At 69.9% G+C, this 23,786-nt stretch carries 23 protein-coding genes; 14 read left to right on the forward strand and 9 right to left on the reverse strand.

What is annotated here, in order from left to right:
• Window positions 1–6 precede the first annotated feature (6 nt).
• The 5 genes from ACFVDI_RS14625 (at window position 7) to ACFVDI_RS14645 (ending at window position 6,701) form a co-directional block, all read left to right on the forward strand.
• Entirely contained in the window at window positions 7–1,734 is a 1,728-nt protein-coding gene (locus tag ACFVDI_RS14625; RefSeq protein WP_378906139.1) for an L-aspartate oxidase, read from the forward strand.
• Window positions 1,734–2,663 carry a carboxylating nicotinate-nucleotide diphosphorylase gene (nadC, locus tag ACFVDI_RS14630; protein WP_378906141.1) on the forward strand — a complete coding sequence of 310 codons (930 nt, stop codon included), beginning with the start codon at window positions 1,734–1,736 and terminating at the stop codon, window positions 2,661–2,663. Before ACFVDI_RS14625 ends, nadC begins: the two co-directional genes overlap by 1 nt.
• Before the next feature lie 11 nt (window positions 2,664–2,674).
• Entirely contained in the window at window positions 2,675–3,457 is a 783-nt protein-coding gene (locus tag ACFVDI_RS14635) for a type III pantothenate kinase (protein ID WP_378906143.1), read from the forward strand.
• Window positions 3,458–3,578: 121 nt separating this feature from the next.
• Window positions 3,579–3,902: an Lsr2 family protein gene (locus ACFVDI_RS14640; protein WP_008354872.1), complete on the forward strand. Its 324-nt coding sequence runs from the start codon at window positions 3,579–3,581 to the stop codon at window positions 3,900–3,902.
• 213 nt (window positions 3,903–4,115) lie between these two features.
• Complete coding sequence (locus ACFVDI_RS14645; RefSeq protein ID WP_378906146.1) at window positions 4,116–6,701, forward strand: ATP-dependent Clp protease ATP-binding subunit; 2,586 nt, start codon at window positions 4,116–4,118, stop codon at window positions 6,699–6,701.
• A 145-nt stretch (window positions 6,702–6,846) separates the two neighbouring features.
• On the opposite strand, the gene ACFVDI_RS14650 is transcribed toward ACFVDI_RS14645, so the two are convergent.
• Window positions 6,847–7,713 (reverse strand): A/G-specific adenine glycosylase, encoded by an 867-nt coding sequence (locus tag ACFVDI_RS14650; RefSeq protein ID WP_378906148.1) that lies wholly within the window; start codon window positions 7,711–7,713, stop codon window positions 6,847–6,849.
• 80 nt (window positions 7,714–7,793) lie between these two features.
• Between ACFVDI_RS14650 and ACFVDI_RS14655 the strand changes: the two genes are divergently transcribed.
• Window positions 7,794–8,516, forward strand: a complete 723-nt coding sequence (locus tag ACFVDI_RS14655) for a hypothetical protein (RefSeq protein WP_378906150.1) — start codon at window positions 7,794–7,796, stop codon at window positions 8,514–8,516.
• 118 nt (window positions 8,517–8,634) lie between these two features.
• Here ACFVDI_RS14655 and disA read toward each other — a convergent pair whose 3' ends face one another.
• Window positions 8,635–9,717 carry a DNA integrity scanning diadenylate cyclase DisA gene (gene disA, locus ACFVDI_RS14660; RefSeq protein WP_378906152.1) on the reverse strand — a complete coding sequence of 361 codons (1,083 nt, stop codon included), beginning with the start codon at window positions 9,715–9,717 and terminating at the stop codon, window positions 8,635–8,637.
• Window positions 9,718–9,805: 88 nt separating this feature from the next.
• A complete protein-coding gene (radA, locus tag ACFVDI_RS14665; protein ID WP_378906154.1) occupies window positions 9,806–11,191 on the reverse strand; it encodes a DNA repair protein RadA in 1,386 nt (461 codons plus the stop codon).
• Window positions 11,192–11,415: 224 nt separating this feature from the next.
• Here radA and ACFVDI_RS14670 point away from each other — a divergent pair, with 224 nt between their 5' ends.
• Together ACFVDI_RS14670 and ACFVDI_RS14675 are read left to right on the forward strand one after the other, a co-directional pair.
• Window positions 11,416–12,453, forward strand: a complete 1,038-nt coding sequence (locus tag ACFVDI_RS14670) for a LacI family DNA-binding transcriptional regulator (RefSeq protein WP_378906156.1) — start codon at window positions 11,416–11,418, stop codon at window positions 12,451–12,453.
• A gap of 28 nt (window positions 12,454–12,481) precedes the next feature.
• Window positions 12,482–13,651, forward strand: a complete 1,170-nt coding sequence (locus tag ACFVDI_RS14675) for an NAD(P)/FAD-dependent oxidoreductase (RefSeq protein ID WP_378906158.1) — start codon at window positions 12,482–12,484, stop codon at window positions 13,649–13,651.
• A 5-nt stretch (window positions 13,652–13,656) separates the two neighbouring features.
• Here ACFVDI_RS14675 and ACFVDI_RS14680 read toward each other — a convergent pair whose 3' ends face one another.
• Window positions 13,657–14,412, reverse strand: coding sequence for a D-Ala-D-Ala carboxypeptidase family metallohydrolase (locus tag ACFVDI_RS14680; protein WP_378906160.1), 756 nt, complete (start codon window positions 14,410–14,412; stop codon window positions 13,657–13,659).
• Window positions 14,413–14,511: 99 nt separating this feature from the next.
• Window positions 14,512–15,240, reverse strand: coding sequence for an SDR family oxidoreductase (locus ACFVDI_RS14685; RefSeq protein WP_378906162.1), 729 nt, complete (start codon window positions 15,238–15,240; stop codon window positions 14,512–14,514).
• Between the two features lie 101 nt (window positions 15,241–15,341).
• On the opposite strand from ACFVDI_RS14685, the gene ACFVDI_RS14690 reads away from it, so the two are divergent.
• The gene (locus ACFVDI_RS14690; RefSeq protein ID WP_378906164.1) at window positions 15,342–16,184 is read left to right on the forward strand and encodes a LysR family transcriptional regulator; all 843 of its coding nucleotides are present in this window, start codon (window positions 15,342–15,344) and stop codon (window positions 16,182–16,184) included.
• A 9-nt stretch (window positions 16,185–16,193) separates the two neighbouring features.
• Here the strand turns inward: ACFVDI_RS14690 and ACFVDI_RS14695 are convergent, their stop codons facing one another.
• From ACFVDI_RS14695 to sigJ, 4 genes are all read right to left on the reverse strand, one after another.
• On the reverse strand, window positions 16,194–16,907 hold the full coding sequence (locus tag ACFVDI_RS14695) for a class I SAM-dependent methyltransferase (protein WP_378906166.1): 714 nt from the start codon (window positions 16,905–16,907) through the stop codon (window positions 16,194–16,196).
• Between the two features lie 46 nt (window positions 16,908–16,953).
• Window positions 16,954–17,610, reverse strand: coding sequence for a VOC family protein (locus ACFVDI_RS14700; RefSeq protein ID WP_091045019.1), 657 nt, complete (start codon window positions 17,608–17,610; stop codon window positions 16,954–16,956).
• A 78-nt stretch (window positions 17,611–17,688) separates the two neighbouring features.
• On the reverse strand, window positions 17,689–18,450 hold the full coding sequence (locus tag ACFVDI_RS14705) for a hypothetical protein (RefSeq protein ID WP_378906168.1): 762 nt from the start codon (window positions 18,448–18,450) through the stop codon (window positions 17,689–17,691).
• A 36-nt stretch (window positions 18,451–18,486) separates the two neighbouring features.
• Entirely contained in the window at window positions 18,487–19,374 is an 888-nt protein-coding gene (sigJ, locus tag ACFVDI_RS14710; RefSeq protein ID WP_378906170.1) for an RNA polymerase sigma factor SigJ, read from the reverse strand.
• 134 nt (window positions 19,375–19,508) lie between these two features.
• Between sigJ and ACFVDI_RS14715 the strand changes: the two genes are divergently transcribed.
• The 5 genes from ACFVDI_RS14715 (at window position 19,509) to ACFVDI_RS14735 (ending at window position 23,763) form a co-directional block, all read left to right on the forward strand.
• Window positions 19,509–20,102, forward strand: a complete 594-nt coding sequence (locus tag ACFVDI_RS14715; protein ID WP_378906172.1) for an NADPH-dependent FMN reductase — start codon at window positions 19,509–19,511, stop codon at window positions 20,100–20,102.
• Window positions 20,099–20,530 (forward strand): YybH family protein, encoded by a 432-nt coding sequence (locus tag ACFVDI_RS14720; RefSeq protein WP_378906174.1) that lies wholly within the window; start codon window positions 20,099–20,101, stop codon window positions 20,528–20,530. Before ACFVDI_RS14715 ends, ACFVDI_RS14720 begins: the two co-directional genes overlap by 4 nt.
• 163 nt (window positions 20,531–20,693) lie before the next feature.
• Complete coding sequence (locus ACFVDI_RS14725) at window positions 20,694–21,956, forward strand: MFS transporter (RefSeq protein WP_378906176.1); 1,263 nt, start codon at window positions 20,694–20,696, stop codon at window positions 21,954–21,956.
• A 69-nt stretch (window positions 21,957–22,025) separates the two neighbouring features.
• On the forward strand, window positions 22,026–22,982 hold the full coding sequence (locus ACFVDI_RS14730) for a Ppx/GppA family phosphatase (RefSeq protein ID WP_378906178.1): 957 nt from the start codon (window positions 22,026–22,028) through the stop codon (window positions 22,980–22,982).
• 10 nt (window positions 22,983–22,992) lie between these two features.
• Window positions 22,993–23,763, forward strand: a complete 771-nt coding sequence (locus ACFVDI_RS14735) for a sugar phosphate isomerase/epimerase family protein (protein ID WP_378906180.1) — start codon at window positions 22,993–22,995, stop codon at window positions 23,761–23,763.
• The last annotated feature ends 23 nt before the right edge of the window (window positions 23,764–23,786 follow it).

Here is a 23,786-nt window from a genome sequence, read left to right on the forward strand (position 1 = left end):
GCGGCTATGAACATGCAGCTGCTCTCCGCCCGTGATCCGGGCTGGACCGAGTGGGCGGACGTGATCGTGGTGGGCTCGGGGATCGCCGGGCTGACCGCGGCGCTGCGGCTGAAGGACCAGGTCGAGCGGGTCGCCGTCGTCACCAAGGACGTGCTCCAGGCCGGCTCGACGCAGTGGGCCCAGGGCGGCATCGCGGCCGCGCTCGGCGAGGGTGACACCCCCGACCAGCACGAGGTCGACACGCTCGTGGCGGGCGCCGGGGCGTGCTACCTCGAGGCCGTACGCGTCCTGGTCGGTGAGGGCGCCGAGGCCGTGCGCGAGCTCATCGAGTGGGGCGCCGACTTCGACAAGGACCCCGAGGGCAACCTGTCGCTCACCCGGGAGGGCGGTCACCGCCGCGACCGGATCGCGCACGCCGACGGCGACGCGACCGGCGCCGAGATCCAGCGCGCGCTGATGGAGGCGGTCCGTCGCGCTCCGGAGATCCTGGTCTTCGAGCACGCGATGGTCGTCGACCTGCTGACCGCCGCCGACGGCGGCGTCGCCGGCCTGACCATCCACGTGATGGGCGAGGGTGACGCGGACGGCGTCGGGATCGTGCGTACCCGGGCTGTCGTCCTCGCCTCCGGCGGTCTCGGCCAGGTCTTCTCGCAGACCACCAACCCCGCCGTCGCCACGGCCGACGGGATGGCGATCGCGCTGCGGGCCGGTGCGACGCTGCGCGACCTGGAGTTCGTCCAGTTCCACCCGACGGTGATGTATCTGGGTGAGGACTCCCGCGGCCAGCAGCCGCTGATCTCCGAGGCCGTACGCGGCGAGGGCGCCTTCCTGGTGGACTGGGACGGCAACCGGCTGATGAAGGGCGTCCACGAGCTCGAGGACCTGGCGCCGCGCGACATCGTCTCCAAGGCGATCATGAAGCGGATGCTGGAGACCGGTCACCCGAACATGTGGCTCGACGCCCGTCACCTCGCCCGATCGGTGATCGAGCCTGTCGAGATCACCGCAGAGGAGACCTCGGCCACCCGGGCGTTCTGGGAGCGCCGTTTCCCGAACATCCTCGCCTCGCTGCTCTCGCACGGCGTGGATCCGTCCGTCGACCTGATCCCGGTCGCCCCGGCGTGCCACTACGCCTCCGGCGGTGTACGCACGGACCTGTGGGGCCGTTCGGACGTACCCGGTCTCTACGCCACCGGTGAGGTCGCCTGCAGCGGTGTCCACGGCGCCAACCGGCTCGCCTCCAACTCGCTGCTCGAGGGGCTGGTCTTCTCCCGCCGGATCGCCGAGGTGCTGCCCGGTGAGCTGCGTCAGCTGGAGGATCCCGAGCCGGGTGCCGGCACGGGGCGCCCGCTCGTCCCGGGCACCGCGCTCAAGCGGCTGCAGGAGACGATGACGACCAAGGTCGGGGTGCTCCGCAACGCGACCGGTCTCGCTGAGGCGATCGACGAGCTGGACGAGCTCGGCACGACTGCCGCGACCGAGATCGATCCCGCCGCCTGGGAGGCGACCAACCTGCTGACCGTCTCCCTCGCCCTGGCGAAGTCCGCGTTGCTGCGCGAGGAGACCCGCGGCTCCCACTGGCGCGAGGACTTCGCCGAGCGCGACGACGCCGGGTTCGCCGGCCACTTCGACGTTCGGCTCCGGGACGGCGAGACTGTCGTCAGCTTCACCCCGGCCCCGGCGACCGATCCCTCCCGGACCACCGCAAACCCGTCAACCATGGCAGGAGCCTGATGACCATCCGACGCGTGCCCTTCGACGAGATCCCGCAGTCGCTGCGCGACGAGCTGACCAAGGCCGGCCTCGACGCCGGCGAGGTCTACGACGCCGTCGAGCTCGCCCTCGACGAGGACCTGCCCTCGGCCGCTCCCGGTGAGATGCCCAGCGAGGACGTCACGTCGGTGGCCACGATCGCCCCCGACTCGACCGGGATCGGCGTCTTCGCCGCCCGGGAGGACGGCGTGGTGGCCGGCCTCGGCGTGGCCGAGCTCGTCTTCGCGTACGTCATGGGTGACTCGGTCACGGTCACCGACCGTGTCAAGGACGGCTCCAAGGTGAAGGCCGGCGACGTCATCATGCGGATCGCCGGGCCGACCCGCGGGCTGCTGACCGCGGAGCGTACGGCGCTCAACTACGCCTCCCACCTCTCCGGTGTCGCCACCGGCGTCGCGGCCTGGACCGAGGCCCTGGAGGGCACCGGCGCGCAGGTGCTCGACACCCGCAAGACGCTGCCGGGGTTCCGGGCCCTGGAGAAGTACGCCGTGCGCTGCGGCGGCGGCGCCAACCACCGGATGTCGCTGTGCGACATGGCGCTGGTCAAGGACAACCACATCGTCGCCGCCGGCGGCGCGGTGCAGGCCTACGAGGCCGTGAGGTTCGCCTACCCGGACGTGCCGATCGAGGTCGAGGTGACCACGATCGAGGAGCTCGAGGCGCTGCTCGACGCCGGTTGCGGCCGAATCATGCTCGACAACATGTCGACCGCGATGATGAAGGAGGCCGTCGAGATCACCGCCGGACGTGCGGTGCTCGAGGCGTCCGGTGGGCTGACCCTCGACCGGGCCCGCGAGGTCGCCGAGACCGGTGTCGACTATCTCTCCGTCGGCGCGCTGACCCATTCGGTGAAGGTCTTCGACATCGGCTTCGACCTGTCCGAGGGCTGAGGCGACCCGCCATGTCCCTGCTCGCTGTCAACATCGGCAACAGCCACACGGTTCTCGGGCTGATCGCCGATGGTGTCGTGTCCGCCGACTGGAAGGTCTCCACGCTCGAGCACCGCACCGCCGACGAATGGTGGGCGCTGCTGCGGGGGATCCTCGGCGATGCGCTGGTGGCGAGTGTGGACGGCGTGGTGGTGTGCGCGACCGTGCCCTCGGTCCTGCACGAGTGGCGCGAGATGATCGCCCGCCATCTCGGCTCGGTCGAGAGCGTGGTGGTCGAGCCGGGCGTACGCTCCGGCATCGCGATCCTCATGGACAATCCGCGCGAGGTCGGCACCGACCGGATCGCCAACGCGGTCGCGGCCGTGGCGCTCCACGGCGGCCCGGCGATCGCGGTCGACTTCCGCGGCACGGCGACGACCTTCGACGTGGTCAACGCTGCCGGACAGTACGTCGGCGGTGCGATCCTGCCGGGGATCGAGCTGTCGCTCGAGGCCCTGGGCCGGCGCGGCGCGCAGCTGCGGAAGGTCGAGCTCGCCCGTCCGCGGTCGGTGATCGCCAAGAACACGGTCGAGGCGCTGCAGTCCGGAATGGTGTTCGGAGTCGCGGCGCAGGTCGAGGGTATGGTCGCCCGGATCATTGCCGAGCTGGGCGTCGCCGCGGACGATGTGACGGTGATTGCGACCGGCTATCTCGCGGAGTTCGTTCTCGGTGAGAGTAAATGCTTCTCGGTGCATTCTCCGTGGCTGACGATGCAGGGTCTGGAACTCATATTCCAGAGGAATGTCGGCCGTTAGCGGTTTTCGGTATGCCGCCCTGTTGATTCATCTGGATGATATGTAATGCTATGCGCATCTCGCTTAACCGCGGGGCCTATATTCGGCCCGTTTCCGGGTGAAGAGCAGTGAAGGTAGGAACATGGCTAAGAAGGTTCAGATCATCCTCGAGGATGACATCGACGGCTCGGAAGCTGCGGAGACGGTGTCTTTCGCCCTGGACGGCACCTCTTACGAGATTGATCTCAGCGACGCCAATGCGGCAAAGCTTCGTGATTCTCTCGCGCTCTTCATCGGTCACGCCCAGAAGGTGAGCGGCCGTCGCGGCAGCGCCAAGAAGGCTCCCGCCGCCGGCGGGTCGACCCCGAAGGTCATGCGCGAGTGGGGAAAGGCCAACGGTTACACGGTGCCCGACCGTGGCCGCATTCCGGCCGAGGTCCGGGCCGCTTTCGAAGCGGCTCACTGACCGGCGGATCTCGCCGCACCGAACGACCGGCTGCCGTGCCCTCCGGGCGCGGCAGCCGCGTTTGTGTGGCTGCCCGTGCGGGCGGCGCTGTCCGGGGTGCGGAACGCGTGTTCGCTCTCAGCGCACGGATCGCGTTGTGTTGTCGGGAACGCGTAGGCTGTCTGCGGGGTTGAATCTTGGTGACGCCCCAGAATTCTTAGGAGAGATGCGTACATGTTCGAGCGGTTCACTGACCGAGCCCGCCGGGTGGTCGTGCTGGCCCAGGAAGAGGCCCGCATGCTCTCCCACAACTACATCGGGACCGAGCACATCCTGCTCGGTCTGATCCACGAGGGCGAGGGCGTCGCGGCCAAGGCTCTCGAGTCCCTCGACATCTCGCTCGAGGCGGTCCGCAACCAGGTCGAGGAGATCATCGGCCAGGGGCAGCAGGCACCGTCCGGGCACATCCCGTTCACGCCGCGTGCCAAGAAGGTGCTCGAGCTGTCCCTGCGCGAGGCGCTGCAGCTCGGCCACTCCTACATCGGCACCGAGCACATCCTGCTCGGCCTGATCCGTGAGGGCGAGGGCGTCGCAGCCCAGGTGCTGCAGAAGCTCGGCGCCGACCTCAACCGGGTCCGCCAGCAGGTCATCCAGCTGCTCTCGGGCTTCCAGGGCAAGGAGGGCCAGGCCGGCACCTCCGGCGCCACCGCGTCGACCGGCACCACCTCCACCGAGGCGCCTTCGTCCAGCCTCGTCCTCGACCAGTTCGGCCGCAACCTGACCCAGGACGCCCGCGAGGGCAAGCTCGACCCGATCATCGGTCGTGAGGGCCAGATCGAGCGCGTGATGCAGGTGCTCTCGCGGCGTACGAAGAACAACCCGGTCCTCATCGGTGAGCCCGGCGTCGGCAAGACGTCGATCGTCGAGGGGCTGGCCCAGGACATCGTCAAGGGCAACGTGCCCGAGACGCTCAAGGACAAGCAGATCTACACCCTCGACCTGGGTGCGCTGGTCGCCGGCTCGCGTTACCGCGGTGACTTCGAGGAGCGCCTGAAGAAGGTGCTCAAGGAGATCAAGACCCGCGGCGACATCGTGCTGTTCATCGACGAGATCCACACCCTCGTCGGTGCCGGTGCGGCCGAGGGCGCGATCGACGCCGCCTCGATCCTCAAGCCGATGCTGGCTCGTGGTGAGCTGCAGACCATCGGTGCGACCACGCTCGACGAATACCGGAAATACCTGGAGAAGGACGCCGCTCTCGAGCGCCGTTTCCAGCCGATCCAGGTGCCGGAGCCGTCGATCGCGGTCGCGATCGAGATGCTCAAGGGCATCCGCGACCGTTACGAGGCCCACCACCGGGTGACGATCACCGACGAGGCCCTGGTATCCGCGGTGACCCTGGCCGACCGTTACATCTCCGACCGGTTCCTGCCCGACAAGGCGATCGACCTGATCGACGAGGCCGGCTCGCGCCTGCGCATCCGTCGGATGACGGCCCCGGCCGACCTGCGGGAGTACGACGACAAGATCGCCGACGTGCGCCAGCGCAAGGAGGCCGCGATCGACGGCCAGGACTTCGAGGCGGCCGCGCGTCTGCGCGACGAGGAGAAGCAGCTCATCGCCAAGAAGGCCGAGCGTGAGAAGGCCTGGCGTGCCGGCGACATGGACGAGGTCGCCGAGGTCGACGAGGAGCTGATCGCCGAGGTTCTGGCCGTGGCGACCGGCATTCCGATCGTGCAGGTCAACGAGGAGGAGTCCCAGCGCCTGCTGCGTATGGAGGACGAGCTCCACAAGCGCGTCATCGGCCAGGACGAGGCGGTCAAGGCCCTGTCCCGCGCCATCCGACGCACGCGTGCCGGTCTGAAGGACCCGAAGCGCCCCGGCGGTTCGTTCATCTTCGCCGGTCCCTCCGGTGTCGGTAAGACCTGGCTGTCCAAGACGCTCGCCGAGTTCCTCTTCGGCGACGAGGACGCGCTGATCCAGCTCGACATGTCCGAGTTCGGCGAGAAGCACACCGTCTCGCGGCTCTTCGGTTCGCCTCCGGGCTACGTCGGCTACGAGGAGGGTGGCCAGCTCACCGAGAAGGTGCGCCGCAAGCCGTTCTCCGTGGTCCTCTTCGACGAGGTCGAGAAGGCCCACCCGGACATCTTCAACTCGCTGCTGCAGATCCTGGAGGAAGGTCGCCTGACCGACTCCCAGGGCCGGGTGGTCGACTTCAAGAACACGGTCATCATCATGACCACCAACCTCGGCACGCGGGACATCGCGAAGTCGGTCAACCTGGGCTTCTCCCAGGCCAGCGACGCCGCGGGCTCCTACGAGAAGATGAAGGCCAAGGTCTCCGACGAGCTCAAGCAGCACTTCCGTCCGGAGTTCCTCAACCGTGTCGACGAGGTCATCGTGTTCCCGCCGTTGTCGCAGGAGCAGATCATCGCGATGGTCGACAACATGATCGGTGCCGTCGAGGTCCGCCTCAAGGACCGCGACATGGGTATCGAGCTCACCACGGCTGCGAAGAAGCTGCTCGCCGAGCGCGGTTTCGACCCGGTCCTGGGTGCCCGTCCGCTGCGCCGCACGGTGCAGCGCGAGATCGAGGACGTGCTCGCCGAGAAGATGCTCTACGGCGACATCGGCCCCGGCTCGATCGTCGTGGTCGACATCGAGGGCGAGGGCCCGGCCGCGAAGTTCACCTTCGAGGGTCAGAAGCGTTCCTCGATTCCGGACGTACCTCCTCTCGAGGGCGCGACCGTGACCGATATCGAGCTCCCCGACCAGGATGAGCCGATCAACATCGAGAAGCCGAAGCCCGACTCGGAGTAGTCGGTCAAAAGCGACGCCCCGGCCGCTTAGGCCGGGGCGTTTGCTTTTATATCCCCGCCGAGTGGGCAGAAATGGCGGCCGAGACGTCAGTTGTGGCGGACGAAAGTAGAGTTTCGTCCTCCATTTCTGCGGTTTCGGCTGGAGGTTAGGGGAGGGCGAAGAAGTCCGGCTCCACCTCGGCGGCCAGATTGTCCTTCAACAGGCCTTCCAGGGCGCGTTTGCGTTGGGTCTCGTCGGACCAGACGACGTCGAGGCGACTGCGGTGGACGGGGGAGTCGGCGTCGCGGAGCACGGCCAGAAGCCGGCCGCGGCACTGGCGATCGGTGCCGGCCCAGGTCTGGACCTTGCGAGGCGGGCCGTCGTACGCGGGGTGGCCGGCCGCACGCCAGGCGCAGAGGTCTGCGACGGGGCAGCGAGCACAGGTTGGGCTGGCCGCGGTGCAGACCAGGGCGCCGAGCTCCATGACGGCGACCGACCAGGTGGCGGCGGTGGGCTCGTCGTGGGGGAGTACCCCGGCGGCGAGCTCGCGCTCGGCCTTGTTGACGGACTGCGCGGGGAACTCGACGCCGCTGAGCGTCCTGGCGAAGACGCGGCGTACGTTCGTGTCGAGGACCACGTGGCGTTTGCCGTAGGCGAAGGTGGCGATGGCTGCCGCGGTGTAGTCGCCGACGCCGGGGAGCGCGATCAGCTCGTCGTAGGAGTCGGGCACCTCGCCGCCGTGCTGCTCGACGATCGCGGTGGCGGCGGCGTGCAGGCGTAGGGCTCGGCGCGGGTAGCCGAGACGGCCCCAGGCGCGGACGGCCTCGCCCGTGGCCTCCGCGGCCAGGTCGGCGGGGGTCGGCCAGCGCTCCAGCCAGGCCTCGTGGACGGGGAGCACACGGGAGACCGGGGTCTGCTGGAGCATGAACTCGCTGACCATCACCGACCACGGAGTCGCGGTCGCGGTCCGCCACGGGAGGTCGCGGGCGTTGGCGTCGTACCAGTCCAGAACGGCGTCGTGGAGTTCGGTCACACCCCGATTGTGCCGTGCGACAGGTATTGCCACGGAGTGGCACCCCGAAACCTGGGCGAAGGGTCATTACGGTGTCGCCTATGGCCCGTGCGAGAAGGACTGGAGGACGACTGCCGGCCTCGGTCTACTGGCGTCGGAGGCTGGCGGTGCTCGGCATCGTCATGCTCCTGATCGTCGGGATCTCGCGCTTCTTCCTCAACGGATCCGACGGGTCGGACGACACCGCGAAGCCGGTTGCCGACCAGCCCACCGCCACCGTGACGGTCACGCCGACGCCCAGTGCGGAGCCGTCGAAGAAGGCGGGCAAGGCGGGGGGCAACAAGAAGCCCGCGAAGCCGAAGAGCAGCGCGCCGCCGGAGCCGACCGGCGAGTGCTCGCCCTCCGACATCGTCGTCGAGCCCGCCGTCTCCGACGGCTACTCCTACGACAACGTCACCATCCCGCTGCAGTTGCGCACCGTGAAGGCGACCGCGTGCACCTGGAAGCTGTCCGCAGACGCTCTGCAGGTGCGGATCTCGCAGAAGGGTGGCGACCTGGTCTGGTCCACGGTCGACTGCCCCAAGGCGGTGCCGACCAAGGAGGTCGTCGTACGCCGCGATGTCGTCACCACGCTGCCCCTGACCTGGACCGGCCGCCGTGTCGTCGCCGGCGAGTGCACCGGACACGGCCCGTGGGTGAAGCCGAACTTCTTCGTGATCGTCGCCGCCGCCCTCGGTGGCGAGCCGGCATCCGCCACTTTCGGCCTCTACAAGCCGGGCACTGCGCTGTCGCGTACGGAACCCGACTCGCCGGTCAACCGATAGCCGAGACGTCAACCAGGTCGTCCGAGTTGGCACGCCGTGCCAACTCGGCCGACGTAAGTGCCAACTCGGCCGGCGTACGTGACGCTTCGGCCGACCGGGCTGACGCCTCGGCAGGGGGTCAGACGTAGCGCTCGAGGATGGTGGACTCGGCCAGGCGGGAGAGGCCCTCGCGGACCGAGCGGGCGCGGAGCTCGCCGACGCCCTCGACGGCCTGAAGGTCGTCGACGCTGGCGGAGAGGAGCTTCTGCAGGGTGCCGAAGTGGTCGACGAGCCGGTCGACCACGGCGGGTGGGAGTCGGGGGACCTTCGCGAGGAGGCGGTAGCCGCGCGGGGCGACGGCGCCGTCCAAGGCATCCGAGGTGGTCAGGCCGAGGACACGGGCGGTGGCGGCGGGGTCGACGAGCTCGGCGGAGTTGAGCGCCTCGAGCTCGGCGAGCAGCTCCTCGGGCGAGCGCGCGCGGCGGCCGCGGGGGAGGTAGTCGCGGATGACCATCTCGCGCTCGGCGTCGACGCCGGTGATGAGCTCCTCCAGCTGGAGGGACAGCAGCCGGCCATCGGTGCCGAGCTCGAGCACGTAGTCCTCGATCTCGCGGGCGATGCGGGTGACCATCTCCAGGCGCTGGGCGACGACGGCGACGTCGCGCACGGTCACCAGGTCCTCGATCTCCAGCGCCGACAGGGTGGAGGCCACCTCGTCGAGCCGGAGCTTGTAGCGCTCCAGGGTCGCCAGCGCCTGGTTGGCACGGGAGAGGATCTGGCCGGAGTCCTCCAGGACGTGGCGGGTGTCCCCGACGTACGCAGCGATGATCTGCATCGACTGGGACACCGAGATCACCGGATGACCGGTCTGCTTGGCGACCCGGTCGGCGGTGCGGTGGCGGGTGCCGGTCTCGGTCGAGGGGATGGTGTGGTCGGGCATCAGGTGGACCGCGGCCTGCACGATGCGGCTCAGCGAGTCGTCGACGATGATCGCCCCATCCATCTTGGCCAGCTCGCGCAGGCCGGTGGAGGTGAACGGCACGTCCAGCGTGAAGCCGCCGGTCGAGATGGCGTCGACCATCTTGTCGTAGCCGAGCACGATCAGCGCGCCGGTGCGGCCGCGAAGGATGCGCTCGAGCCCGTCACGCAGCGGTGTTCCGGGCGCGATCAGAGCGAGCGTCTCGCGCAGTCGGATGGAGTCCGCGGTGCGGTCGGCGGGCACGAGATTCCTTTCGGAGTGGGATGGGGTGATTCTAACCGTGGATCCAACCGTAATGCCGAGAACGATCGGCCACGAGTCCCCAAGCCGATCACACCAAGCGGAGGAATTCCAGCGCGGCACTGATGCTGTGGACCTCAAAGACACGCATCCCGTCGACGTCGCGCTCATTGGGTCGGTTGGGCACCGGAGTGCCCGGGTCGGCCGGGACGACCGCGACGGTGAACCCCAGCCGCGCCGCCTCGGAGAGCCGCTGGTCGAGGTCGCGCACGCGCCGCAGCTCGCCGGCCAGGCCGATCTCCCCGAGCGCCACCACCCCGCGTGGAGTCGGCGTGCCGGTGTGGCTGGAGGCGACCGCGAGCGCCATCGCCAGGTCGGCGGCCGGGTCACTGATCCGGGCCCCGCCCACGGTCGAGGCGAACACGTCACGGCCCGAGAGGCCGACCCGTGCGTGCCGCTGCAGCACGGCGAGGATCATCGCGAGCCGGGAGCCGTCCAACCCCGAGGTCGTACGCTTCGCCCGCTCCTCCGCTCCCAGCACCGTCAGCGCCTGGATCTCGGCGAGCAGCGGCCGGCGACCCTCCATCGTCACAGTGACGCAGGTGCCGGGGACAGAGACGTGATGGGTCTCCACGAAGAGCCCGGACGGGTCGGTGACCGCGACGATGCCCTCCGAGGACAGGTCGAAACAGCCCACCTCGTCGACCGGGCCGAAGCGGTTCTTCATCGCCCGCACCATCCGGAACCGGGAGTCGCGGGCACCCTCGAAGTGGAGGACCACGTCGACCAGGTGCTCCAGCACCCGCGGCCCGGCGATCGCCCCGTCCTTGGTCACGTGGCCGACCACGACGGTGGTGATGTTGCGGGTCTTGGCGACCCGGATCAGCGCCGCCGCGACTTCGCGCACCTGGGTCACGCCACCGGGAACTCCCTCGACCCCGGAGGCGCCGATGGTCTGCACGGAGTCGACCACGATCAGGTCGGGCCGGGTCTCCTCGATATGGGTCAGCACGGCACCGAGGTCGGTCTCGGCGGCCAGATAGAGCTCGTCCTGGATCGCGTTGGTCCGGTCGGCCCGCAGGCGCACCTGCGACGCCGACTCCTCGCCGGTCACATACAAGGCACGCCGCCCGTAGCGTGCTGTCTGCGCCGCCACCTCCAGCAGCAGCGTCGACTTGCCGACGCCCGGCTCACCGGCCAGCAGGATCGCGGCCCCCGGCACCAGCCCGCCGCCGAGCACCCGGTCGAGCTCCGGCACCCCTGACGTACGCCGCTCCGACTCGGTCACCGACACCTTGCCGATCGGCACGGCCGCGGTGGAGACGGGGGCCGACGGCGTACGGCCGATCGGGGCCGCCGTCTCGGCGACCGACCCCCACGCCTGGCACTCGCCGCAGCGGCCGACCCACTTCCCGGTCTCCCAGCCGCACTCCGAGCAGCGGTAGGTGGCGCGTTTGGACGAGCGTGCGGTAGCCATGGCCAGCAACTTAGACCAAGGCACCGACATCCGAACCTGCGTCGCCGCGAGGCACGAGCGGCGGCGCAACGGGAGGAGGTCGAGCGAGCGCAGCGGGTGAGCCCGCGAACCCGCGAAGCGGGTCGAGACCAACATTGACCCTGAAAGCGTCCCCAGGGGCCAGCAGTCGTTACCATGGCTTGGAACGATCCAGAGTTCCACATCGGCGTCAAGGGAGGCAGAGCGTGGCGGTGCCGCGTTCCGGCGGTCACATCTCGGCCGCTCCGCCGACCCTCGCGGACGTCGCGGAGCTGGCCGGCGTGTCCCGCCAGACCGTGTCCAACGCGGTCAACAACCCTGACCTGCTGCGTGCCGACACCCTGGCCCGCGTGCAGGACGCGATCGACAAGCTCGGCTACCAGCCCAACCGCGCCGCCCGGAGCCTGAGGACGCGAGCCAGCCATCTGATCGGCCTGAGGATGCCCGCTCTCCAGGAGGGCACGGCCAACGCGACGATGGACCGCTTCGTCCACACCTTCGTGGAGGCGGCGGCCGAAGCCGGCTATCACGTGCTCCTCTTCCACGGCGACCCCGCCGACCCGCTCGACGGCTACGACGAGCTGCTCCGCTCGACCGCGGTCGACGCGTTCGTGGTCACCGACACCCATCTCGGCGGCCAGCAGACGACCTGGCTGCAGTCCCGGCGGGCACGGTTCGTCTCCTTCGGGCGTCCCTGGACCCAGCCCGACGCCAAGCACCCCTGGGTCGACGTCGACCTCGCCTATGGTGCCGAGATCGCCACCGAGCACCTGATCGAGCGTGGCCACTCCAAGATCGCCTGGATCGGCTGGCACAAGGACTCCCTCCTGGGTGAGGAGAGGCGAAGCGGTTGGATCCACGCGATGCACACCCACGGCCTCTCGACCACCGGCCTGGCTTCGCGCACCGAGGACTCGATCAGCTCGGGCAAGGCCGCCGCCGACGCGATCCTCGACGAGACCGAGCCGACCGCGCTGGTCTGTGCCTCCGACACGCTCGCGATGGGCGTGCTCCACTCACTCTTCGAGCGACGTCTGCGGCTCGGCGAGGACATCGCGGTGGTCGGCTTCGACGATTCCCAGGTCGCGCAGACGGTGCCGCCGGGCATCACCTCCGTACGTCCTCCGCTCGAGGAGGCCGCGCGCGAGCTGGTCAAGGCGCTCGAGGAGCTGCTGGCCACTCCGTCCTACGCCGCGCCCGGCGTGATGCTGAAACCCGCCCTGACCGTCCGAGGGTCTTCATAGACTGAGCGATCCGCGCGACGATGGCCTCATGGGAACAGAGGACACGAACGACATCGTCGTCATCGGTGCTGGTCTCGCGGCAGTCAGCGCCATCGAGGCCCTTCGTGACGAGGGGTACGCCGGCCGCCTGACCCTGGTGGGGAAGGAGCCGGAGCTGCCCTACGAGCGACCGCAGCTCTCCAAGGACTTCCTCTCCGGCGCCAAGGAGTTCAAGCTCTCCCACGACGAGGCGTGGTTCGCCGAGAAGGACGTCACCGTCCTGACCGGCACCACCGCGACCGCCCTGAACCTGGACGACGGCACCGTCACGCTCGACAACGGCGAGGAGCTGCCCTTCGACCAGCTGCTCCTGGCCACCGGCGCCGCCCCGAGGACGCCGCCGATCCCGGGCGTCGAGAACGCGATGACCCTCCGCACCGTCGAGGACGCCCGCCGCCTCAAGGAAGCGATCGAGCCCGGCACCCGGGTGGTCGCGGTCGGCGGCGGCTGGATCGGGCTGGAGGTCGCGGCATCGGTGACCGCGCTCGGCGGGAAGGCGGTCGTGCTCGAGGCGGCGGCTCAGCCGTTGCTCAACGTCCTCGGTCCGGAGCTCGCCGAGCACGTCGCGGCCCTGCACACCCGTCATGGCGTCGAGGTCCACACCCAGACGACCGTCGAGGCGATCGAGCCCGGTCTCGTACGCACCAGCGCCGGCGAGATCCCCGCCGACATCGTGCTCGTCGCGGTCGGTGCGGCACCGGCCACGAGCCTGGCCGCGGACGCCGGTCTCGAGGTCGGCGACGGCGTCGTGGTCGACGAGGGGCTGCGTACGTCTGATCCTCGGGTCTTCGCCGCGGGCGACGTCGCGCTCGCGAAGCACACCGTGCTCGGCCCGCTACGGGTCGAGCACTGGGACAACGCGATCAAGCAGGGCCGGCTGGCAGCCCGGTCGATGCTGGACAAGGGCGGCGCCTACGACTGGCAGCCCTACTTCTTCACCGACCAGTTCGAGTTCTCGATGGAGTACGTCGGGCGCTCCGCGCCCGAGGACGAGGTGATCCTCCGTGGCAACACCGAGGGCGACGAGTTCATCGCCTACTGGCGGCGCGGTGCGACCGTCACCGCCGGGATGAACGTCGGGATCTGGGACGTCAACGACAGGCTCCGCGAGCTGGTCGGGACCGATGCCGATCCCGACCAGCTCACCGAGTCACCCTGAGCAGCTCAGAAGCACTGCGAGGCGCTGTGGTAGACGCTCGACTGGATGCCGAGGTGGATGTGGTCGCTGTGGTCGGGGTAGCCCGGCCCGAGCACCTGCGGGAACGACTGGCGTGAGGCACGGGCGATGCCGCACATGGTCGTCGCGCTGCTGCCGGGCACCAGATCCATGGCCCGGCCGTAGAGGTGGTTGCTGTTGGAGGCTCCGCCGACCGCGTCGTTGCACGCCTTCGAGCGGTAGGCCGAGGTCACCCGCAGCGGGTTGTCGCCGAGCCGGTGCCGGATCGCCTCGGCCCGCCACATCGCCTGCATCAGGTTGGCCTTGACCTGCGTGATCGTCACGCCGGAGATCGGCGTCGGCCAACCGCCGTAGCAGACGTCGTCGACCTCGCTCCAGTCGAAGTGGATCGGGGTGCAGTCGTCGTCCTGCAGCGCGTAGATCTTGTTGAAGGTGTTCGCGCCCGCGACTCCGTCGGCGGTGAGCCCGTAGGCGGCCTGGAAGTTGCGTACGGCGGTCGTCGTCGCCGGGCCGTAGGACCCGTCGATCGAGAAGATCGTGCCGGTGGCCGCCCAGCCGGCGACGCGGATCTGGAGCTGGGTGACCGCGTTGCCCGAGGACCCCTGCTGGAGCGTGCCGCTCCAGGTGTAGCAGGCGTCGGCGTGGGCGGGGGCGGCCGTAGAGGTGATGGCGACCAGGCTGGTCGCCAACGTGACGAGGAGAGAACCGATGACCGTGCCGAGGCGGCGTGGGGTGAGGCGCATCTGTGGAGCTCCTATCTTCCGAGAGGTCCGAGAGGACCCGAGTCGCTCCCTAGAGTGGCCTCCTTTGACGTCGTGTACTTGGATTTCGCGTGAATGTAATCACCAGGGAATGACGCCGGCGTCCTCGAAGTAGCCGCCGGTCGGGCCGTCGGCGGGCAGGGTCGCGAGGCTGATCGCGATCCGGGCGCCCTCCTCGGGCGTGCGTACGCCGCGGAAGCCGTTCAGGTCGGTGGCCACGAATCCGGGGCAGCCGAGGTTGATCAGGATGTTCGTGTCGCGCAGCTCCTTGGCGTACTGGATCGTGACGGCGTTGAGGTAGCTCTTGGTCGGGCTGTACGCCACCGAGATCGGTCCCACGGCCAGCGGATCGTCGGACGCCGTCTGCCGGGTGAGGGAGCCGACGCCGCTGGACATGTTGACGATCCGGGGCGCGGCGGAGCGTCGCAGCAGCGGCAGCATCGCGTTGGTGACCCGGACGACGCCGAAGACGTTGGTCTCGACCGCGACCCGCATCTGGTCGATCGAGATCTCGGTCGGGTTCTGCGGCATGCCCCCGGTGACGCCGGCGTTGTTGACCAGTACGTCCAGGCCGCCCTGCTCCTCGAGAAGCCGAGCCGCGGCCGCGACGCCGGCGTCGTCGGTGACGTCCAGCGGCACCCCGAAGGCGTCGACGCCGTTGGCTCGCAGCTTCTCCACCGCCGCCTCACGGCGGCTCTCGTCGCGGGCGCCGACGCCGACCTTCCAGCCGCGCGCACCGAGGCCCGCGGCGATCTCGTAGCCGATTCCCTTGTTGGCGCCGGTGACCAGCGCGATCATGTTCTCGCTCATGTCGTCCAGCCTGGCCAGGGGCCGCGGAAGACTCCAATATCGTCTCGGTGGCCGCCTATACCGCTCGGGTATGTTCCCAGGTCGGAGCTAGGGTCGAGACCATGGAGACCCGGGAGCTTCGCTACTTCGTCGCGGTCGCCGAGGAGCTTCACTTCAGCCGTGCGGCCGCTCGCCTCGGGATCGCCCAGCCGCCGCTGTCGCGCGCGATCAGCCAGCTCGAGCGGCGTCTGGGTGGCCCGCTGCTCGAGCGCAACAGCCGAGGCGTCACGCTCACCGACGCCGGGCGGGTGCTCCTCGCCGAGGCTCGTGCCGCTCTCGATGCGATCGACGCGGCCGAGCGACGCACCCGTCGTGCCACCGGCGACGGTGCCGAGCCGGGTCTGGTCCTGGTCTCCAAGGCCGGAGCCTCGACGGAGCTGCTGACCAAGCTGCTCGACGCCTACGCCGCGGAGCCGGGTTCGGTGAAGGTGGAGGTCGACCTGTGCGGCATCGGGGAGCAGGGGCCGAGGCTCCGCGACGGCCGGGCCGACGTCGCGCTGCTGCATCGCCCGTTCGACTCCGTCGACGGGCTCGACTCCGAGGACCTGCTCACCGAGGGCCAGGTCGCGGTCCTGCCCTCCAGCCATCCGTGGTCGACCCGGTCCCAGCTGACGATGGCGGACCTCGACGACGTCCCTGGCCTCCCGCCGATGCGCTGGCCGTCGGGCGGCGGCTACGCCGACGGCCCCGGCCCCGAGGTCCGCGACTCGGCGCAGCTCTATCAGCTGATCGGGCTCGGCCGGGCGTACGCGATCCTGCCGGAGTCCGCACGCGCCGAGCAGCATCACGGCATCGTCACCGTCCCGGTGCTCGACGCCCCCGAGGTCACCACGGTCATCGCCTGGCCGCCGCACAGCCGCTCGCTCGCCCTGGCCACGCTCGTCCGGACCGCGACCCGCCTCTAGCCCTGCCGATCAGAAGCGTTTCCACCAGAGGTTGACCGCGTAGTCGACGTACGTCCCCTGGTGCTCCTCCAGGATCGCGGCCGCGGTCGCGGGGTCGAACTCGATGCGGGCGACCGCCTCCAGTTCGGCGCGCGAGGCGAAGGACCAGTCCATGTCGACGGGGACGCGCGTCCAGCCGTGCATCGACCAGAACCGCTCCTGCTCCTCGGGTGGCGGGACCTTCGGGTAGCCGCGGCGGAACCATCCGCCGAAGGTCGAGCGCGAGCCGTCGTTGTCGATCACCATCGCCACGCCCCCACGGCGCATCACCCGGTCGAGCTCGCCGAGCCCCGGCTCGGAGCCCGGGCCGAAGAAGTAGGCCCAGCGGGCGTGCATCACGTCGACCGACGCCGGCGGCAGCGGCAGCTGCTGCGCTACGCCGTTGTGGACGGCGACGTTCGGGAGTCGTCTCGTACGCCGTCGGGCCAGCGTCACCAGATCCGGGTGGGGCTCGATCCCGGTGACGGAGCGGGCCTCCTCGGCGAACCTCGGCAGGTAGAACCCGGTCCCGCAGCCCAGGTCGAGCACATCCCGCCCGGCCCACGGCGCGGTCTCTGCCATCGCCGCCCACAGGCGTCCGTGCGGGTCGAGCGCACGGTTCTCGATCTCGTACGTCGCGGTGTGGTTCCAGATGTTGGGACTCGGGATCGCTCCCGTTGCGCCGGGCAGGTCAGCGCGGCTCATGTCTGCTCGACGGGGGGTCTCGACAAGCTCGACCACCCGCGCCGGGTCAGATCCGGACCTCGCCGCGCGGCGTCACGAACTTGGCGGCGAGCAGGCCGGGGGTGCCGTGCTCGGCGACCCAGTCGATGTGGACGTTCTCGGCGGGCTTGCCGGTCCACGGGTCGACGCGTTCCTTCAGCTCGTCGCCGAGGTAGTCCTTGACCCGCTCCGGGTCGCCGGAGATCTCCAGGTCGGTGAGGGTGATGTCGGAACCGGCATTGCCGGGGTGGAGGTCGGGGGTCTCCCACTTGATGAAGTAGGGCAGCTGCGGGTCGGCGATCAGGCCGTTGATGCCGATCTGCTGCCAGTGGAGCTCGCGGCCGTCGGGGAGGTGACGGTTGCCGGGGACAGCCTTGCGGCCGAGCCGCTCCTCGATCGGGGTCATGTCGTCGACGCCGATGACGAAGCCGATCCAGCCGCCGCCCAGGGCGGAGCGGGCCTTGACGGCCTGCCCGAACGGGGCCTTGTCGCTGGCCGGATGCTCGAGCGCCTCGACGACCTCGAGGTAGAGACCGCCACGCATCGGGAGGATGTAGTTGCGGGTGCCGAAGCGGGGGTGGACACCGCCGTCGACGAACTCCTGGCCGAGCAGCTCACCGAGCTGCTTGGCGGTCTGTACCAAGCCATCGGGTCCTGCAGCGTACGAAACATGGTCCAGGCGCATGTAACGATTCTGAACTCTCCCTGAGAGAGAAACCAATCCAGGGTCGCTATCTCTTGATGTCGAGATACACCCGGGGGTTCAGCGCGGGCTGGCGGGATGGAGGGCCAGGGCGGACCTCGAGCGGACATGCGCCTCGCAGTGGCGGACGAGCTCGGCGTACGCAGCCTTGCCCATCAGCTCGGTCAGCTCGGCCGCGTTGGTGAGGTAGACGGGCTCGACGGCGACGTGGGCCTCGGTGTTGCCGGAGCAGTACCAGTCGAGGTCGTGGCCGCCCGGCCCCCAGCCGCGCCGGTCGTACTCGGTGATCGTCACCTCGGTGTAGGTCGTCCCGTCGGTCAGCTCGACGTCACGGAACGTACGCCGGATCGGCAGCTGCCAGCACACGTCCGGCTTCGTCTCGAAGTGCTCCCGGCCCTCCTGGGCGGCCAGGATGTGCAGCGCGCACCCCGATCCGCCGGCGAAGTCCGGCCGGTTGGCCAGGACGCACGACTCCTGCCCGCGGAACTCGGTTACCCGCGTCTTCCGCTCGCCGTCCTCGTCGAGCTCGACCCAGTCGTCGGTCGTCACCTCACGCCCCGGGTGCTGCTCCCAGGTCTCCGGTGTCAGCTCGGCGACGAACCTCGCGGTCCGGGCCTCGTCCTCCTCGTCCGCGAAGTGTGCCCCGAGCGTGCAGCACCCCACGTCCGGCGAGCTCTTGAACATCCCCGGGCAGCCGTTGCCGAAGATGCAGGAGTAGGCCGACGTCAACCAGGTCAGGTCGCATCGCATCCGCTCGTCCGGGTCGTCGGGGTTGACGAACTCCACCCACGCGCGCGGGAAATCCAGGGGTACCTCGGCCACCTCGCAAGCCTACGTGGTCGTCCGGTGTCGAGAGGTTCACCGTGCGATCCACGGACGCAGCTTCTCCGGGTTGCGTACGGCCCAGATGCGGGTGATGCGACCGTCGGCGACGTCGAAGGCGTAAACGGAGACGGTGGTGCTGTCGACCTGGCCGACGAGACCGGCCTGGCCGTTGACGAGGCACTCCTGGAGCGTCACCTCGGGAGCGCGGGCGGCGATATCCATCCAGGCGGAGGCGATCTGCTCGGCGCCGCTGATCGGCTCGAGGAAGGCCAGGGCGAGGCCGCCGCCGTCGGCGGTGGCGACCGCATCGGGGTCGAGCAGGCCGACGAGGGCCTGGATGTCGTGGGACTCCCAGGCGTGTTTGAAGCTGCGGACCAGGTCGGCGCGCTCGGCGGCCGAGTGGTCGCGGGAGGTGTCGATGCGGCGGCGGGCGTGGGAGGCGAGCTGGCGGCAGGCGGCAGGGGTGCGGCCGACGACGTCGGCGATCTCGTTGAAGGTGTAGCGGAAGATGTCGTGCAGGACGAAGGAGACCCGCTCGGCCGGGGTCATCGAGTCGAGCACGACCAGGAAGGCCATGCTGACCGACTCGTCGAGGGTGACCCGGTCCGCGGGGTCTGCCGGCGCCGACCCGGTGTCGAGCCAGCCACCCGGCACCGGCTCCGGGATCCAGTCGCCCACGTAGTGCTCCCGCCGGGCCCGGGCGGAGCCGAGCAGATCCAGGCAGATCCGGCTGGCGACCGTCGTCATCCAGGCGCCGGGAGAGTCGATCGCCTCCCGCTGCTGCTCGGTGAGTGCGTACCAGCGGGTGTAGGTCTCCTGCGCCACGTCCTCGGCCTCGGCGAGCGAGCCGAGCAGACGGTAGGCGAGGTTGATGAGCTGGCGGCGCTCACCGATCACCTCGGCGAGGTGCGGGTCGGTCATGGCGGCTCCTTCGTCTGCAGGTCTACAACCGATCCGACGAAACAGCGACCCGATCTGTGAGACCGCCTGACATTCCGTACGTCTCCTTCGTCGGAGGGGCAGCAGAACCACCACGAAACACAAGGAGTCCGGACGTGATCAGCATCGGCATCATCCTCGGCAGCACTCGCCCCAACCGCAATGGCCCGCAGGTCGCCCACTGGGTCCACGACCTGGCCTCGCGCCGCGACGACGCGACCTTCAACGTGATCGATCTGGTCGATCACCCGCTCCCGCACCTCGACGAGCCGGTGCCGCCGATGTTCGGGCCGTCGGTGAACCAGCACACCCGCGACTGGGCGGCGCGGATCGCCCCGTTCGACGGCTTCGTGATCGTCACCCCGGAGTACAACGGCGGCATGCCCGGAGTCCTGAAGAACGCCATCGACCACGCCTGCGCGGAGTGGACGAACAAGGCGGTCGGGTTCGTCTCGTACGGAGTCAGCGGCGGCGCTCGCGCGGTCGCCCAGCTGCGTACGGTCTGCGGAACGCTGGGCATGGCCGACGTGAGCCGTCCGGTGGAGCTCTCGCTGTTCACCGACTTCGAGAACCACGCCACGTTCGTGCCCGGGGATCGTCACGCCGTCGCGCTGACCGCCCTGCTCGACCAGGTCGTCGCATGGAGCACGGCGCTCGCGCCGCTGCGGGCCACCGACGGTCTCGTCGGCGTTTCGGGAGCGCGGTCATGAGCGCCGTGGACGAGGCCGCGATCCGCGGTCGGATCGAGAGGATCATCGAGGGACTGCGGGCCAAGGACCTCGACATCCTGCGGGAGCCGTACGCACCCGATGTCGTCTCCTTCGACGTGGAGCCGCCTCTCCAGCACGTCGGGATCGAGGCGAAGCTCGCGAGCTGGGCGAGGGTCTTCGAGGTCTTCGGGACCGTCGACTACGAGCTGCGGGACCTGACGCTCACCGTCGGTGACGACGTGGCGTTCGGGTACGCCTTCGGCCGGCTCAGCGGGACCATGAAGAACGGGGTCGCGACGACCGGGATGTGGGTCCGGGTCACCTACGGTCTGCGGAAGATCGACGGCACCTGGGTGATCGCCCACGACCAGGTCTCGGTGCCGCTCGACATCCTCAGTGGCAAGGGGATGGTCGACCTCGAACCGTGACGAAGACGACTCTGCGGCGATTCCGAAGGGCCGGGGCCAGCGGCGTATTCTTGTAGGGACGGAGCCACCGCTCCGTATCCATTGTGTGTATCACCTCGCGCTGGCCCCGCCGGCGGACCAAGGCGGCACAGAGCCGCGGTTCGCAGCGGGAGGTTCGAAAGAGATGTCGGAGCAGGGCGAGCAGAGTCTGGTGCGCGCCGTCGGGGGGACGTACTTCCCACTCGCGCTGGTCGCGCGGCTGCCGTACGCGATGATGGTCGTCGGGGTGCTGACGCTTGTCGTCGCGGGCCGCGGCTCGCTGGCGCTCGGCGGTCTGAACTCGGCGATGGTCGGGATCGGTGCCGCGGTGTGCGGTCCGCTCCTCGGCGCTGCCGTCGACCGGTTCGGCCAGCGCCGGGTGCTGCTGGCGATCAGCGTCGCGAGCACCGCGGCGCTGGGCGCGATGGCCTGGGTGGTCTACAGCCCGCTGCCGGACACGGCGGTGCTGGCGGTCGCCTTCCTGGTCGGCGCCACCGCCCCGCAGATCGCGCCGCTGTCGCGGTCGCGGCTGGTGGCGATCATCTCCGCGTGCATCGTTCCGGGGCGGCGTGTCCGGGTGCTCAACTCGACGATGGCCTACGAGTCGGCGGCCGACGAGATCGTCTTCATCGTCGGTCCCGTGGTCGCAGGCATCCTCGCGGTGACGATCGACCCGTGGGCGCCGGTCGTCGCCGCGGCGGCGCTCACCCTGGTCTTCGTCTCCGCCTTCGCCCTCCACCCGAGCGCCGCGACCGCGCAGGCCTCTGCCAGACATTCGCCGGCTGTCGGCTCCGTGCGCGAGCTTGCCCGTCCGGGCGTGGTCGTCATCGTCGTCGGCATCCTCGGCGTCGGCCTCTTCTTCGGCTCGATGCTCACCTCGCTGACCGCCTTCATGGCCGACCACGGGCGACCGGAGCAGGCGGGCCTGGTCTACGCCGCGATGGGCATCGGGTCCGCCGCGCTCGCGCTGGGTGTCGCCGCCTTCCCCGTGGGCTTCACCGCGACCGCGCGCTGGCTGGTCTTCGGCGGCGTGATGCTCGCCGGCGCCCTCACCCTGTCGGGCGTCTCCTCGGTGACCGGGATGATCCTCGCGCTGCTCGTCATCGGCCTCGGCATCGGCCCGACCCTGGTCACCCAGTACGGCCTCGGTGCCCGCCGCAGCCCCGCCGGCCGGTCCGCAACGGTGATGACCATGCTCGGCTCCGCCGTGATCCTCGGCCAGTCCCTGGCCTCCGCGGTCACGGGCGACATCGCCGAGCGCTGGGGCACCGAGGCCGCCCTGCTCCTGCCGGCCGCCGCTGCGCTCGTGGTCGTGCTCGCGGGACTGGCCAACGCCCGGATCGGGGAGCCTGCTGTCTCCGTTCCCGCCCAGAGCTCCGAGCGCGCCGCGGCCACGGCCGGGCGCTGACGTCGTCCGCACAGCGAGCATTGGAACACTGCGTGCGCGCGGGGCGTCGCGGCGAAGTAGCGTAGACCCATGCGTCTGGGCGTACTCGACATCGGATCGAACACGGGACACCTGCTCGTGGTCGACGCCCACGGCGGGGCGGCCCCGCTTCCGGCGTTCTCGTTCAAGCAGCCGCTGCGACTGGCGGAGCACCTCGACGACTCCGGCGACGTGACCGAGACGGGGATCGAGGCGCTGACCGAGTTCACCCGCGAGTCGGTGCGGGTCGGGGAGGAGAAGGGCGTCTCGGAGACGCTGGCGTTCGCCACCTCGGCGGTGCGCGATGCGGGCAACTCGCAGCAGGTGCTCGACCGCGTACATGCCGAGACCGGGGTCGAGATCGAGGTCCTTCCGGGCGACGACGAGGCGAGGCTGACCTTCCTGGCCGTACGCCGCTGGTTCGGCTGGTCCGCCGGCCGGCTCGCCGTCTTCGACATCGGCGGCGGCTCGCTGGAGATCGCGGCCGGACTGGACGAGCAGCCGAACGTCGCCTGGTCGCTGCCGCTGGGCGCCGGCCGGCTCGCGCGCAGCTACTTCGGTGACCGGCCGACGGAGGATGAGCAGCGGGAGCTGCGCCGGACGATCCGCGCCACGATCGCCGAGGACGCGGGCAAGATACTGCGCGACGGCCAGCCGGACATGGCGGTGGCGACCTCGAAGACGTTCCGCTCGCTGGCCCGCATCTGTGGTGCCGCCCCGAGTGGTGAGGGGCTGCGCGTGCGCCGCCAGCTGCCGCTGTCCGAGCTGCGCGACTGGATCCCCAAGCTGCTGGAGATGTCGCTCGAGGAGCTCTCCGAGCTGCCCGGGGTCAGCCCTTCGCGTGCCCATCAGATCGTGCCCGGTGCGCTGGTCGCCGAGGCGTGCCTCGACATCTTCGACCTGGAGGCCTTCGAGATCTGCCCGTGGGCGCTGCGGGAGGGGTTGATCCTCGACCGTCTCGACCACCTGTCCTTCATCGGCAGTTCCGATCTCGGCAGGTCCGAATAGGAGGCCCGCGATGATCTCGTTGTCGACGTCCTCGACCTATCCCGAGTCGACCGCTCACGCCTTCACGTACGCGGCGGAGGTCGGCTATGACGGGGTCGAGATCATGGTCGGCATCGACGCGCTGTCGCAGCAGACGCATGCGGTCAAGCAGCTCGCCGAGCACCACGGCATCCCGATCGTCGCGATCCACGCGCCGACGCTGCTCTTCACTCAGCAGGTCTGGGGCTTCGAGCCCTGGGGCAAGCTCGAGCGGTCGGCCGAGATGGCAGCCGAGGTCGGGGCGGGGGTGGTCGTCGTACATCCGCCGTTTCGCTGGCAGCGCGAGTACGCGGCCGGGTTCGTGGAGGGAATCGCCAGGCTGGAGCGCTCGACCGGGCTGCGGTTCGCGGTGGAGAACATGTATCCGTGGCGGGCGGCTCGGCGTTCGACGCCGATGTACCTGCCGCACTGGGACCCCTCGACCGAGGAGTACGCCAACACCACCATCGACCTCTCCCATGCCGCGATCGCGGGGGACGACGTCATCGAGATGGCCGAGCGGCTCGGCCCGCGGCTGCGCCACATCCATCTCACCGACGGCACCGGCTCGGCCAAGGACGAGCACCTCGTCCCCGGTCGTGGCCACATGGGCGCCGACCGGTTCCTGCGCCATCTGGCCGGCTCGGGCTTCGACGGCGAGATCGTCCTCGAGATCAACACCCGGCGGGCCCGGTCCCGCGCCGAGCGCGTCGCCGACCTCCGCGAGTCGCTCGAGTTCGCGCGCAAGCACTTCGAGGACTGACGCCACTGCTGGTCGAGCGTGAC

The sequence above is a fragment of the Nocardioides sp. NPDC057767 genome (assembly GCF_042798275.1).
In the GTDB taxonomy this organism is placed as follows: Bacteria; Actinomycetota; Actinomycetes; order Propionibacteriales; family Nocardioidaceae; genus Nocardioides.

What these genes read in the sequence shown, in the direction of transcription:
- ACFVDI_RS14720 (WP_378906174.1), top strand. Translation starts at nt 20,099, where the DNA reads ATGAGCGCCGTGGACGAGGCCGCGATCCGCGGTCGGATCGAGAGGATC.
- ACFVDI_RS14735 (WP_378906180.1), top strand. Translation starts at nt 22,993, where the DNA reads ATGATCTCGTTGTCGACGTCCTCGACCTATCCCGAGTCGACCGCTCAC.
- sigJ (WP_378906170.1), bottom strand. Translation starts at nt 19,374, where the DNA reads ATGACCGACCCGCACCTCGCCGAGGTGATCGGTGAGCGCCGCCAGCTC.
- ACFVDI_RS14645 (WP_378906146.1), top strand. Translation starts at nt 4,116, where the DNA reads ATGTTCGAGCGGTTCACTGACCGAGCCCGCCGGGTGGTCGTGCTGGCC.
- ACFVDI_RS14725 (WP_378906176.1), top strand. Translation starts at nt 20,694, where the DNA reads ATGTCGGAGCAGGGCGAGCAGAGTCTGGTGCGCGCCGTCGGGGGGACG.
- ACFVDI_RS14700 (WP_091045019.1), bottom strand. Translation starts at nt 17,610, where the DNA reads ATGCGCCTGGACCATGTTTCGTACGCTGCAGGACCCGATGGCTTGGTA.
- ACFVDI_RS14690 (WP_378906164.1), top strand. Translation starts at nt 15,342, where the DNA reads ATGGAGACCCGGGAGCTTCGCTACTTCGTCGCGGTCGCCGAGGAGCTT.
- ACFVDI_RS14675 (WP_378906158.1), top strand. Translation starts at nt 12,482, where the DNA reads ATGGGAACAGAGGACACGAACGACATCGTCGTCATCGGTGCTGGTCTC.
- nadC (WP_378906141.1), top strand. Translation starts at nt 1,734, where the DNA reads ATGACCATCCGACGCGTGCCCTTCGACGAGATCCCGCAGTCGCTGCGC.
- radA (WP_378906154.1), bottom strand. Translation starts at nt 11,191, where the DNA reads ATGGCTACCGCACGCTCGTCCAAACGCGCCACCTACCGCTGCTCGGAG.
- ACFVDI_RS14680 (WP_378906160.1), bottom strand. Translation starts at nt 14,412, where the DNA reads ATGCGCCTCACCCCACGCCGCCTCGGCACGGTCATCGGTTCTCTCCTC.
- ACFVDI_RS14695 (WP_378906166.1), bottom strand. Translation starts at nt 16,907, where the DNA reads ATGAGCCGCGCTGACCTGCCCGGCGCAACGGGAGCGATCCCGAGTCCC.
- ACFVDI_RS14625 (WP_378906139.1), top strand. Translation starts at nt 7, where the DNA reads ATGAACATGCAGCTGCTCTCCGCCCGTGATCCGGGCTGGACCGAGTGG.
- ACFVDI_RS14685 (WP_378906162.1), bottom strand. Translation starts at nt 15,240, where the DNA reads ATGAGCGAGAACATGATCGCGCTGGTCACCGGCGCCAACAAGGGAATC.
- ACFVDI_RS14655 (WP_378906150.1), top strand. Translation starts at nt 7,794, where the DNA reads ATGGCCCGTGCGAGAAGGACTGGAGGACGACTGCCGGCCTCGGTCTAC.
- ACFVDI_RS14640 (WP_008354872.1), top strand. Translation starts at nt 3,579, where the DNA reads ATGGCTAAGAAGGTTCAGATCATCCTCGAGGATGACATCGACGGCTCG.
- ACFVDI_RS14635 (WP_378906143.1), top strand. Translation starts at nt 2,675, where the DNA reads ATGTCCCTGCTCGCTGTCAACATCGGCAACAGCCACACGGTTCTCGGG.
- ACFVDI_RS14730 (WP_378906178.1), top strand. Translation starts at nt 22,026, where the DNA reads ATGCGTCTGGGCGTACTCGACATCGGATCGAACACGGGACACCTGCTC.